The sequence below is a fragment of the Duganella levis genome (assembly GCF_009857605.1).
In the GTDB taxonomy this organism is placed as follows: Bacteria; Pseudomonadota; Gammaproteobacteria; order Burkholderiales; family Burkholderiaceae_D; genus Rugamonas; species Rugamonas levis.
Genome location: NZ_WWCT01000015.1, coordinates 158,156 through 169,597 on the forward strand (window position 1 = coordinate 158,156; position 11,442 = coordinate 169,597).

Here is an 11,442-nt window from a genome sequence, read left to right on the forward strand (position 1 = left end):
CCATGCACTCTAAAATCCTCATTCTCGATTTCGGTTCCCAAGTGACCCAGCTGATCGCGCGCCGCGTGCGCGATGCCGGCGTGTTCTCGGAAGTGTATCCGTATGACGTCAGCGACGAATTCGTGCGCAACTACGGCGCCGCCGGCGTGATCCTGTCGGGCAGCCACAGCTCGACGCTGGAAGGCGACGCGCCGCGTGCGCCGGACGCCGTGTTCGACCTGGGCGTGCCGGTACTGGGCATCTGCTATGGCATGCAAACCATGGCGGCCCAGCTGGGCGGCAAGGTAGAGAACGGCAAAGTGCGCGAATTCGGTTACGCCGAAGTGCGCGCGCGCAACCACACCCGCCTGCTGGACGGCATTGTCGACTTCGTCACCGACGAAGGCCACGGCATGCAAAAGGTCTGGATGAGCCACGGCGACAAGGTGCTGGACATGCCGCCAGGCTTCGTGCTGATGGGCGACACGCCGTCGTGCCCGATCGCCGCCATGGCCAACGAAGAGAAAAGCTTCTACGGCGTGCAGTGGCACCCGGAAGTCACGCACACCGAGCAGGGCAAAGTCATGCTGAGCCGCTTCGTGCACGAAATCTGCGGCTGCAAATCGGACTGGAACATGCCGGATTACATCTCGGAAGCGGTCGAGAAAATCCGCGCGCAAGTCGGCACCGATGACGTGATCCTGGGCCTGTCCGGCGGCGTCGATTCGTCCGTAGCGGCAGCGCTGATCCACCGCGCCATCGGCGACCAGCTGACCTGCGTGTTCGTCGACCACGGCCTGCTGCGCCTGAACGAAGGCAAGATGGTCATGGACATGTTCGCCAACAACCTGGGCGTGAAAGTCATCCGCGTCGATGCCGAAGACCAGTTCATGGGTCACCTGGCCGGCGTCAGCGATCCGGAGCAGAAGCGCAAGATCATCGGCCGCGAATTCGTCGAAGTGTTCGACAAGGAATCGGGCAAGCTGGTCAACGCCAAATGGCTGGCGCAGGGCACCATCTACCCGGACGTGATCGAGTCGGCCGGCAAGGGCAAGAAAGGCCAGACCATCAAGTCGCACCACAACGTCGGCGGCCTGCCGGAGCACATGAAACTGTCGCTGCTGGAGCCGCTGCGCGAACTGTTCAAGGACGAAGTGCGCAAGCTGGGCGTCGCGCTGGGCCTGCCGCATGACATGGTCTACCGTCATCCATTCCCGGGCCCGGGCCTGGGCGTGCGCATCCTGGGTGAAGTGAAGAAGGAATACGCCGACCTGCTGCGCCAGGCCGATGCCATCTTCATCGAAGAGCTGCGCAACACGCCGTACGAAGCCACCATTGTGCCGGGCTTCGATCAGGACGCCGTGCCGAAGAACTGGTACGACGCGACTTCGCAAGCGTTCGCCGTATTCCTGCCGGTGAAATCGGTGGGCGTGATGGGCGACGGCCGCACCTACGAATACGTGGTGGCGCTGCGCGCCGTGCAGACCCAGGACTTCATGACCGCGCACTGGGCACACCTGCCGCATTCGCTGCTGGGCAAGGTAAGCAACCGCATCATTAACGAAGTGCGTGGTATCAATCGCGTCGTTTACGACATTTCCGGTAAGCCACCTGCGACTATCGAGTGGGAATGATTGTCAGTCTGGCGAACACGAGCGAATAAGCGCAGCTCATCCAAGATAAGCCCCTGATTTCAGGGGCTTTTTTTATGTGCAATCTCCGTTACCGGCAAAGTCCGGCAGCTACAAGCAACTCTTGTTCATGGCATTTTTGATGGCTTTTTTATGAACCAGCATTCACGTACGATGTCTAAGCCTTATTGATGATGCGAAAAATACCCTGTTTTTGATGGTATACGATCGATAAGACGTTGAATTTGCTGAAGAAGTTGACGGGGGTATCACGCGAAAGCCGTGTTGGTATACCGGCTCGGGAATTTCCACCTGGGCTCGTTTTAACCCGTTGATTCTCCAACACTTTCTCTGAATATCCAGCTTTCTAACGAAATACCATCATTCAGCCACGGAGGCTATGATGCTAAGCGATACCAAGTTGCGGAATCTCAAGCCGCGTGACGCGGACTATAAAGTCGCTGACAGAGATGGACTGTATGTGCTGGTTACCAAAGCCGGCGGCGTCTCGTTCAGATATAACTACCGTCTGCATGGCCGACAAGAGACACTCGTATTCGGGCGTTATGGTCCCGGTGGCTTAACACTGCTGGAAGCACGCGAGCGGTTTGCCGAAGCCAGGAAGCGGTTGTCCATGGCGGAGTCGCCGTCACGTGTCAAAGCGCGTCAGAAGTTAAATATTGCAGAGCAGGAGAATTTCGCCATCTGGGCCGCGCGGTGGTTGGACAAGTATCGGATGGCGGAGTCTACGCGCGACATGCGGCGCTCCGTATATGAACGAGATTTGGCAAGACCTTTCGGCCGGTTGTTACTTTCGGAGATCACCCACCATGAACTGCGTGGGCTGTGCGACCGCATCGTGGAGCGGGGGGCTCCCGCCACGGCAGTCCACGCGCGGGAGATCGTGATGCAAGTGTTTGAGTATGCGCGTCAGCGTGGCATCGATGTGGAGAATCCAGCTGACAGAGTCAAGCCGTCCAGTATCGCCCGCTTTGTGCCACGAGATCGTTCACTGAGCCCGCCAGAAATTCGGCTGCTTTACCAATTCATCGAGCATGTCAGCTGCGCGGCACCGTTGCGATTGGCCATCAAGCTTTTGCTACTGACATTGCTCAGGAAGTCTGAACTGGCAGAGGCGACTTGGTCTGAAATAGACTTCAGCAATGCGCTATGGACGATCCCGGCTGAGCGGATGAAACGCCGAAATCCCCATCATGTGTATTTGTCGAGCCAGGCGTTAGAAATACTGTTGGCCTTGAAGATCTGCGCAGGCGGGTCAGAATTTATTTTCCCTTCCCGCTACGATCCCGATCAACCTATCTCGCACGTCACGCTGAATAGGATTGTGTATGCGGTGGAGGAGCAGGCACGGACACATGATCGCCAGTTGGCCCCGTTCACCGTCCACGATCTGCGGCGTACCGGATCGACACTCTTGCACGAGGCGGGTTTTAACAGTGACTGGATAGAAAAGTGCCTAGCGCATGAGCAGCGGGGCGTCAGAGCAGTCTACAACAAGGCGGAGTATGCAGTGCAGCGCCGCGACATGCTGCAGAAGTGGGCTGATATGATCGATGAGTGGGTAGGTGTGACGGCTTGACCTGACTATTTGGTACGCAAATCCGTCCCCGGCGCTTGGAGCTGACCTGCAGTTTGACGCCGGCGCTGGATCCATTGATCGACTTCTTGGAGGTCCCACGCGACATGGCGGGCACTGATCGCGAATCGCCGTGGGAACTCTCCGCGTTTTTCCATGTCGAGTATTGTCCTTTCCGAGAGGGGGACCTTTTGCAATAGTTGTTTTCTGTTGATGAGTACCAGGCCGGGATGTTGTGCTGCGAACGGGCGGGCGGCTATTGCACTAGGTGTATTCGGGTCACCCTGTTGCGGTGCTGTGTGCTTAGCGATCAGGTCGGTAGCCATGGTTGTACGAGCTGGGCAATTGGTCATTCGCGCCGGATAAGGCACCGCCTGCGATATGGCGATTCGGTCAGACTTATTCTGGCCTTTTTTGATTGCCGTGTTCTGAGGCAGATCAGCACATCGAGATGCTGTCGGTGGAGGGGCGGACCTGCTTAAGCAGATTGAAATGGCTTGCGCTAGTTCTCTTGTTTAAGCTCTGAGCTGTGAGCCTGTTGTTCATTTGCGCGCAGGGTTGACCCAGTATGATTGACCCGCTTTTTGCGCCGCAAGCCTGGAACGGATGCTTTGCGCCTCAAGTCGTATGGGTCACCTGGCGCAGCAAAAACTATGCCTAAGGTTGGGTCACAATCTCGCGCAAATCAACATGAACGGGCTGTTTTGTTTTTTGCTGCATCACGGTCGCTCTGCTGGCCACGTGACTGCCGTGAACAACATCGAGAACGCGTACTTGTACCAAGTCACAACCGCGCCGCTTGCTGTCGATCGCTATATTGAAGAGTGCCAGATCTCGCCGGCGCCCGTAGATTTGAAGCCGGACTCGAATAGCCCAGATCTCACTGATGCGGAGCGGCGCCTTCTGGCCGACAATTTTGCCTTGTTCCATGGCACCCCCTACTCGGAAGCGAAAGTTTTTGTGTTCATGATAGAGCTCCTTGTGTTGGAGCTCCACTATGCGCCGGCTTCATCAGTAAGGCTTTTCCCACGTTAGAATTTGCGCATTTTCACATAGGCAATAGTGCTATGCTGAGCCCATCGGTCGCAGTCAGCCAAGAGCGGCCTCTCAAGTTTAGAATTTTTCCTAATCAAAAAATGACAAAGATGATCAAGAAGGGAGTTTTGGGTCTCGCGATTATTGCAGCTTCACCACATGCTTTGGCCCAATACGCCAATGTGGAGGGCACTTACTCATCCCCTGGAGGCTTATTTTTGCAAGTGATTGTGCTCGACAGTCAGAAAGGTGATATCGCCGCTACGACGACCGTTGTGCAGGGGGCCTGTTCTGGTACTGTCGCAGGTTTAGGAAAAGTCGTAGGAAGAAAGATGACATTCACTCCTTTTGCCAAAGAAGAGAATGGTGAGGCTTGCACAATCACTGTCGAGTTCGATAAGCCATTTAAGCATGGAAAAATCAAGGGTGAGTCCTGTATGGTCTACTCCGGCGCTGCGTGTGGCTGGGAAGGCGGTACGGTGACGAAGGGAAAATGATTCCAGCGCCACCTAGCGGCCATGAGCCGCCGCTCGCAATTGGCTCCAAGTATTTAAACCCATGACAAACGAATGACTTCAGAAGGATCGATTTATAGGCACTTTGGGGACCAGGCCCAATTCGCCATTGTTTGCGCTCATGAACCGTTTGGAAGTGAGCCGCGCCACGTGTTTGGCAGAATGTGCATTCGCGCAGGCGATAAGGTACTAGGTGATTTTGACGAGCCGGCCTGCATGCTGAACGTGACTGCGAGCCACCTTCAGGCAATCCTGGAGCACCTTCCACAGATGGATTGCGCCCTTTTTCACGACCAGAGCGATGCAGTAACATGGGACCTCATCGACAAGGCGCTTTACCTTGACGATGACCGCTCTACAGAAGAAGTTGTCGCGGATTCTAAACGCTTTTCCCGATACGACTTTCTGACTAACGGCGGTGAGTCGTTCGACAATTCGAAATCCTTCATAGTTCGAAACGGAGGCAGTGTACGATTGCTTTTTAAAAGAGGCGATGATGCTTTGGAAAGCATGAAAGTAGAAGTCGGAACATTTTGCGCGGTTGTTCGAGGGTTCCTTGACTGGATTGATCAAGGCGGGAACTAGCGGCCAACTCGACGGCATGCGGCCAGAAGCTGACGGAGACTTTAAGGTTCAACTTGGAGCGTAAATGCAGGTAGCAATCAAGGTTGGCAAGTGTTGTTTGCTTCTACTGATCGGGATTTCTATTGCGATCCTATGGGTGTATTGCCATGGATTTCTGCCTCATGAGTTTTATGGTGGCAAGGCGATCAATCCCGATGCTGAACGGCTTGGTGGCATGATTACGCTTGCGGTCCTCTTTGCCGCCCCGGCTTGGCCAATTTATCGACTGTTTCCGGGTCGCACGGTTTTGGCTTCAGCGATAGTTGGATGGATACCCTTAGCGCTATCTTTAATTCTTGCGTACCAAACCAACATGGCGGTAAAGAGCGATCTCTCGTTAAATCTGGCGGCTGTGGACGGCGTGCTTTGCGGGGTGGCAATCATCTTAGGTGCGTGGACTGTTAAAGCAATATCGAAACCGATTTTTTAGAACAGTCCAGGTTCGGCCAGGAGCGGACTGTCGCAACTACCGCCTAATCAATCAGCGAAAATGTTTATTTACGTCTTAGTCTTTACCTGTTTAGCGCTGGCAACATTGTTCATTGTTGGTGTCTCGTTCGCCATCGCTGGGGATGGCAATAGAGCGCTATGGTTGCCGGTAATGCTAGTTGAGATGACGGTATGAGGCTTCTTCACCCATAGCGTATGGGAAGCTGCCACTCAGAGTTCTGGCGGGTATCTTGCATTGATATTTTGGTCGCTTAGTTTTCCTCTATTATTGTGGTTAAGTGCTCGCTACTTTAAGAGATGGAGAGAGCGATTTTGACCGGAAAAGGGCCAATAGCTGCCGCTGAGTTGTCATTGGAGTTGTTTAAAGGAGGGGGCGTGAGTAATTCAGAAGTATACGCTGTAGTCCTATTCGAGGCTGCTGCCGAAGAGCTTGGAAGTCTCGTTGCGCTGTGGCTCAAGCGCAATGATATGGGGAGCTATCTTTACGCGAAAAAGATAGACCCCAATGGGCCGTATTTTCATATGGTTCTCGAAAACACGACCCCTGATGGTACTGCTCTTGAGATGGATTTCAAAATTCCTCACGGATTCATTAAAGCAATTTTCCATGCGGCTGATAGAAAATCTCTCGGGTTTTTAGCGTAAATTCCTCTCTATGAAATTGTAGTTCTAGGCTGATATCGGCCACAAGCAGTCGTCCATTAATCATTAAATAATCAAATATGGAAACTCACGTAAAAACGATATTTGAATTACCCGAATTCGATACCGGACAGTACGAGGGAAGTGAATTACATATGGTCGATGGGAGTGCTGCACTTGTTCTTCACGTCGCTGAACTTCCTGACCTTGAGATGCGATTCACGAATGTTCGATGGCATCGCTATACGCAGTTATATTGTTGCGAGACTTCCTGGATTGCGCATGCGTATTTCAAGCTAATTGAGGTATCCCCCCTGGAAGAGCTTGCTCGATTTTTGCAATCCGATCGTTCGACCCGACGAGCGTATAAACAGTTACACCATTTCAGAATTTTTCTAGATGAAACAGGCTGCTACGAGTTTTTCGCTGAGACCGCAGCTTTCAGAGAATTAAAATAGTAGGCGGCTTCCGGCCAACAGCGGACAGAAACAAATATAGATTGAAGAGAATGATCCCATTTGGACTAGACCAGAACCAATTTTCCCAGAGGCTTATACGGTCGCTAGAAGACCTATCGGACCATTCGATTCAGTGCATTCGCGGCTTTCTCCTTCAGCCTATTCCTGCTGCCGTCCAAAGCGTTGAATTCCAACTGTTCGTCGATGCCGAGAACTGTGGTGCACCCTCCATCTGGGCATATTTTGTTGACGATAATTTGAAGTCCAGCGAACGTTCGCGCGAAGTGGCACTAAACCTTGATGAGTTAGAGGAAATGGATGACAGATACTTCACTGACTTCAAATTCAGCGGCGTGAACTTGATGGCCGACGTCTTAAAGTCTTGGTTCGCTGATTGTTGGTGGAAGGCAGGTGGCGGTGACTTTGGAGTGCCAGCGGTGCTCGATGTTCATGATGGCTTTGGTGATCGCCGGAGTATCCAGCTAACCAAGTAGAATTGGCTGCGGCATTTGACTGGCTTCGGCCAGCAGCAGACATACAGACGCGATCAGAATGAGTGAAGGGACAGAAGTTTCCAATGGCACTTCGTGAAGACTGGTTTGAAGCCGAGCAATTGCATCGTGCTGCACGTGATGGAAACCTCAGTGAAATATCACACCTCGCCAGTGAGGGCTTTGATATTGATGCATTTGATGACTTGAGCCGTGCCCCATTGCACTATGCCGTTGAGGGTGACAGTTATCAAGCGGCTCAGCTTCTCTTAGAGCTTGGTGCTAACGTGAATCGGCATGAAGAGGAGTTGATTGGAGAAACGCCTTTGAGCCTGGCAGTTCAGGGAGAATATCCTGAAATTGTTGAGTTGATGATGGCGCATGGCGCTGATCCTGACATCCAAGGTTGGGTAGGTCTGACCGCACGAATACGAGCAAAAAAGCGTCGCGACGATGCTGGCCGACATATTGCGGTAATTATCGAATCGTTCGGCTAACGGCCAAAAGCAGACTACCTTGATTTGAAGGAACCACGATATGGGTGGAGAGGTTTTAATCTATATGGCAGCGGGGATTGGCTTGGGTATCTTTGTATTTCTGATCGTGGGATGTATAAAGCCAAGTACAAGGCCATATGCGTTGCCGACACTTGTCCTTTCAGTATGTGGCGGAGTGTATGCATCTACAGATACGACATTGATAAATTTTCCATTTATTTTCTTTTCGGGATTTTTTGTGGCGTCACTCGTTTTTGGCGCACAAGCCCATTCAATCCGTTGGTTAACTGAGCGAAATCCATAGCTGTTTCGCGCTCTTTTCCGCTCTCGGCCAAGAGCCTACGTTCATAGGATATCTCCATGCCAACCTTTCGCGTCGATATCAGAGTTAAATCAGAAATCGTATTCCCAACTTCTGACGATTTTATTGTGGTAGAGTATCTTGATTCTAAATACAAAATTACACTCAGGAATGCTCCAGCGCTAGAAAACAAGATTGTTAGAAGTTTAGATGCCACAATAATGGGTGAGGCTGAAAGTATGGATGAGGTAGGCCATGACTTTCGTGCTATTTTAGCGAGGTGGTTAGATAACCTTGCTTATGTCTGCCAATGCAGTCTAGTGATTGAAAAAGTATGGCGGGTTGTCGAGTGGGAGCCGGGGCAGAAGAAAAGAAAATTCAAGGCACTCAATGTATTAGATAAATTTCCCGAAACAATTCTCTCGGGAAATATAATAAAAACAGCGAATGCTTTGGCTCAAAGCGATTTGCCCCCACATGTGAGACGGGCGCTTCAATGTTTTAGAACCGCCTTATTGTTATTTTCTCAGGAAGACAGATTCATGCAATTTTGGACTGCTGTCGAAGTTCTGGCAAATGGTTCAAAAGAAAAAAAATCAATACCGATACCTTGTGGAGAATGCGGTGGTGCAATTAGCTGCAAATCTTGCGGGGACTCACCCACTCGCGTCCCCATGGCGACGCAGGCAATTCGGGATTTATTTTTTACTATCGGAGTTCCGGATGCTGGAGCGAGCTTCAAATTATTATCGAAGGTGAGACATGGGATTACTCATGGTCGTACCAATGATTCAATCGAGGCAGAAACTGGTCAATCTCTAGCTGACGCCGTCCAGTTGATGGGAATGGTCGCATGTAATATGGTTCGCAAGTTTGTTCCAGAGGCGATTTTTGATTTCACTCCAACATTTAAGTCTTGCGGAGGACCTTATTTATCCGGCCAATTGATTGGTGGGCCCTTAGGTGAATTTGAGCAGCCAGAGGGCCAAGACTTTCCTGATGAGGCATCAATTCCTGATGTGAAAATTGATTTGATTATCGTCGACGAAAGTTCAAACCATGTTAGCAATATCAAAGTTACTAGAGCGAACGGACACAATTAGATAGGACCGTTCACACCGAAACGAATTTTTGCACTGCAAAGATTGGGTTTCCCCTTAAGCAGATGTGATTAATATTCTTTGCGCTTGGAAAAGTAAAGTGGACACTACCAGTCGAACGATGTATGCGCTTTCGTACGGAATCTTCACCCCTGATGATTTGCTAAAAAAGCTTCGCTTAGATGGCGATAGGCTCACAGATGACCCTCATCCTTACGATATATTTAATTTTATAGTTACTGCTTATGTTCTCGCGGAATGGATAGAGAAATTCTATAGAGCTAGTGGCAAGGCAAAGAATTTTTCTGTAGCGAGTCGGAACAAAGAATGGACCATCCCCACTATATCTGATGAGTGGATTTTAGATACTACCTGCGTGCCAAATGTCGATAGTGGTATTAAACGCAATATAGTGAATTGCTTGTCAATCTGTGCGTACACTGCTAATGCAAGCAAGCACTTCCATTGGAAAGACAACGGAGCTGTCGCCGCGATAGGTAAGGAGCCACCCATCAATGACTATTATCAACACTTTTTCACTTCAACGGACAAAGACATGTATGTCGATTTCCAAGGCCAAAATTATGGCCTTAAGCAGATACGCGGAATATTGTTGCAATTCTACACAGGATTGATACTTTATTTTGAGCAGGATTGAGTGGTATTCTAAAATCGCTATCGATTATCTGGCTGGCTGCTTTGGGATGAGTCCAATAATAGGCGCGAAGGTCCGAGATGGGGCGCAAGCAGACCTAGCGGAGACGGTAAATCCTGAGTTGCCCAAGTCCACTTGCTGTTTGCTGTGAGCGATGTGGCGCTGCATTGGACTGAAAGCACGACGCCGTCCGTAATCTTCGTCTAGCACGGCGAAGCATGCAGCATCAAGGCCGAATTTGTCATCGGCGCGAGCCGACGCCAGATCGCGGTACGCTTTTGCTGTCCAGTGCTGCCGCGCGGAGGCGGTGGCGGTCGTCAGTCGCGCATGCAGCATCCTAGAACGAAAGGCCTAGCAGTCGTGACTGTGCAGTTGCGCGAGCGGACAACCAGCTTGGCCAACCGGCGGCGCTGTTGAACGGACCCAATCCCGACGCGACGGAGTTGAGTTTAACAGGCAGAAATTTGGGGCAAACTTGGGGCAATGGAGGATCATTTTAGCGCGCTACAGTGGCGCTGCTTCGGTAGCTCTTCAATAACGTTCCAGTACTGACGGTTGCTGAGCTACGCTGCTGTAGCACGAGTATCAAGTTCGAAACTTGCACTTCCCACCAGAATTCTTCTAGTGATATCAATCACTTAGCTCAAATACTGGGAATTCATTTCGGCGTTTGGGATCAATTTGGGAATAAAGTGCTAAGAGCTGTGCGCGCTTATTCCCGTCTAGTCCGCCTGTAATCCACCTGCTATAGTGCCTTTCGATCATCGCTGTATTTTCGTGCCCAAGCTGTGATGCAACATATAGCGTGTTTGCTCCTAACATCAGAAGACTACTGGCGAACGTATGGCGCGTCTGGTAGGGATTTCGGTACCTCACGCCAGCAGCCTTCAAGATACGCCTCCATCGTTGCCTAATGGCCTTGTCACCCGTCCAGCGAGTGTTGTATCGGGCATCCAGGAAGATTAAGTCGTCCGAAGTGTAATCTCGTTGATTTTGAAGCGCATCGTGCGCCATAAATCGTAGGTCCACTTTCCGATTGCTCTTGGAAGTTTTGCCTTTCTTCTGCTCAACCCCGTCGAAGTAGTTTCCAGAGATAGGACATCACCGCTTGGGAACTTGAAGGAACCGGCGAGCCATGCATGAATGTTACTCGCGACCTTCGAGATTTTATGTTTCAAACCAAGCATGGGAGCTGGATTAGTATTGCAAAACACTGGGAAGCCTTCCTGCTCCAATTTTGTCCTGCGGTCGCAAAAGTGTTGGAGGCAGATGCCAGTAGTTTCCTTTCCTGGCATGCTTTTGTTGAGCACGCTCTACGGCGCCTCGACAATCGATTCGAGGTGTGCGTTTGCTAGCTGAATTGACCCTGTCAGTTTGACCCGCCCGCCATACCCTGGCGAACGCTGCAACCCGGTCGTAAGACCCTTCAAAGCCCAACTCCTTTAGTTCTTCATGAAGCTGTTTCAA

14 protein-coding genes are annotated in these 11,442 nt (G+C 51.2%); 10 read left to right on the forward strand and 4 right to left on the reverse strand.

What is annotated here, in order from left to right; translation table 11 throughout:
- Positions 1-2: 2 nt before the first annotated feature.
- Together guaA and GTP69_RS18625 are read left to right on the forward strand one after the other, a co-directional pair.
- Complete coding sequence (gene guaA / locus GTP69_RS18620) at positions 3-1,613, forward strand: glutamine-hydrolyzing GMP synthase (RefSeq protein WP_161056257.1); 1,611 nt, start codon at positions 3-5, stop codon at positions 1,611-1,613.
- A gap of 400 nt (positions 1,614-2,013) precedes the next feature.
- Entirely contained in the window at positions 2,014-3,210 is a 1,197-nt protein-coding gene (locus tag GTP69_RS18625) for a tyrosine-type recombinase/integrase (RefSeq protein WP_161056275.1), read from the forward strand.
- A 5-nt stretch (positions 3,211-3,215) separates the two neighbouring features.
- Here GTP69_RS18625 and GTP69_RS31855 read toward each other — a convergent pair whose 3' ends face one another.
- Together GTP69_RS31855 and GTP69_RS18635 are read right to left on the reverse strand one after the other, a co-directional pair.
- Positions 3,216-3,560, reverse strand: coding sequence for a helix-turn-helix transcriptional regulator (locus tag GTP69_RS31855; protein WP_371868011.1), 345 nt, complete (start codon positions 3,558-3,560; stop codon positions 3,216-3,218).
- Positions 3,561-3,864: 304 nt separating this feature from the next.
- Positions 3,865-4,137, reverse strand: coding sequence for a site-specific integrase (locus GTP69_RS18635; RefSeq protein ID WP_161056259.1), 273 nt, complete (start codon positions 4,135-4,137; stop codon positions 3,865-3,867).
- Positions 4,138-4,274: 137 nt separating this feature from the next.
- Between GTP69_RS18635 and GTP69_RS18640 the strand changes: the two genes are divergently transcribed.
- The 8 genes from GTP69_RS18640 to GTP69_RS18675 all read left to right on the forward strand — a co-directional run bounded on the left by GTP69_RS18640 (position 4,275) and on the right by GTP69_RS18675 (position 9,978).
- The gene (locus GTP69_RS18640; RefSeq protein WP_161056260.1) at positions 4,275-4,739 is read left to right on the forward strand and encodes a hypothetical protein; all 465 of its coding nucleotides are present in this window, start codon (positions 4,275-4,277) and stop codon (positions 4,737-4,739) included.
- 72 nt (positions 4,740-4,811) lie between these two features.
- Complete coding sequence (locus GTP69_RS18645) at positions 4,812-5,342, forward strand: Imm42 family immunity protein (RefSeq protein ID WP_161056261.1); 531 nt, start codon at positions 4,812-4,814, stop codon at positions 5,340-5,342.
- Between the two features lie 64 nt (positions 5,343-5,406).
- A complete protein-coding gene (locus tag GTP69_RS18650; protein ID WP_161056262.1) occupies positions 5,407-5,811 on the forward strand; it encodes a hypothetical protein in 405 nt (134 codons plus the stop codon).
- 395 nt (positions 5,812-6,206) lie between these two features.
- Entirely contained in the window at positions 6,207-6,476 is a 270-nt protein-coding gene (locus GTP69_RS18655) for a hypothetical protein (RefSeq protein ID WP_161056263.1), read from the forward strand.
- Positions 6,477-6,972: 496 nt separating this feature from the next.
- The gene (locus GTP69_RS18660; RefSeq protein ID WP_161056264.1) at positions 6,973-7,425 is read left to right on the forward strand and encodes a hypothetical protein; all 453 of its coding nucleotides are present in this window, start codon (positions 6,973-6,975) and stop codon (positions 7,423-7,425) included.
- Between the two features lie 83 nt (positions 7,426-7,508).
- Positions 7,509-7,919 carry an ankyrin repeat domain-containing protein gene (locus tag GTP69_RS18665; RefSeq protein ID WP_161056265.1) on the forward strand — a complete coding sequence of 137 codons (411 nt, stop codon included), beginning with the start codon at positions 7,509-7,511 and terminating at the stop codon, positions 7,917-7,919.
- A 360-nt stretch (positions 7,920-8,279) separates the two neighbouring features.
- Complete coding sequence (locus tag GTP69_RS18670; RefSeq protein ID WP_161056266.1) at positions 8,280-9,323, forward strand: hypothetical protein; 1,044 nt, start codon at positions 8,280-8,282, stop codon at positions 9,321-9,323.
- A 97-nt stretch (positions 9,324-9,420) separates the two neighbouring features.
- Entirely contained in the window at positions 9,421-9,978 is a 558-nt protein-coding gene (locus GTP69_RS18675; protein ID WP_161056267.1) for a hypothetical protein, read from the forward strand.
- A gap of 627 nt (positions 9,979-10,605) precedes the next feature.
- Here GTP69_RS18675 and GTP69_RS18680 read toward each other — a convergent pair.
- Together GTP69_RS18680 and GTP69_RS31390 are read right to left on the reverse strand one after the other, a co-directional pair.
- On the reverse strand, positions 10,606-11,070 hold the full coding sequence (locus GTP69_RS18680; protein ID WP_371868015.1) for a tyrosine-type recombinase/integrase: 465 nt from the start codon (positions 11,068-11,070) through the stop codon (positions 10,606-10,608).
- A 102-nt stretch (positions 11,071-11,172) separates the two neighbouring features.
- The coding region (locus GTP69_RS31390) for a hypothetical protein (RefSeq protein ID WP_229261042.1) at positions 11,173-11,442 on the reverse strand (270 nt) is incomplete at its 5' end.

What these genes read in the sequence shown, in the direction of transcription:
- GTP69_RS18670 (WP_161056266.1), top strand. Translation starts at nt 8,280, where the DNA reads ATGCCAACCTTTCGCGTCGATATCAGAGTTAAATCAGAAATCGTATTC.
- guaA (WP_161056257.1), top strand. Translation starts at nt 3, where the DNA reads ATGCACTCTAAAATCCTCATTCTCGATTTCGGTTCCCAAGTGACCCAG.
- GTP69_RS18645 (WP_161056261.1), top strand. Translation starts at nt 4,812, where the DNA reads ATGACTTCAGAAGGATCGATTTATAGGCACTTTGGGGACCAGGCCCAA.
- GTP69_RS31855 (WP_371868011.1), bottom strand. Translation starts at nt 3,560, where the DNA reads ATGACCAATTGCCCAGCTCGTACAACCATGGCTACCGACCTGATCGCT.
- GTP69_RS18640 (WP_161056260.1), top strand. Translation starts at nt 4,275, where the DNA reads ATGCTGAGCCCATCGGTCGCAGTCAGCCAAGAGCGGCCTCTCAAGTTT.
- GTP69_RS18650 (WP_161056262.1), top strand. Translation starts at nt 5,407, where the DNA reads ATGCAGGTAGCAATCAAGGTTGGCAAGTGTTGTTTGCTTCTACTGATC.
- GTP69_RS18635 (WP_161056259.1), bottom strand. Translation starts at nt 4,137, where the DNA reads ATGGAACAAGGCAAAATTGTCGGCCAGAAGGCGCCGCTCCGCATCAGT.
- GTP69_RS18625 (WP_161056275.1), top strand. Translation starts at nt 2,014, where the DNA reads ATGCTAAGCGATACCAAGTTGCGGAATCTCAAGCCGCGTGACGCGGAC.
- GTP69_RS18665 (WP_161056265.1), top strand. Translation starts at nt 7,509, where the DNA reads ATGGCACTTCGTGAAGACTGGTTTGAAGCCGAGCAATTGCATCGTGCT.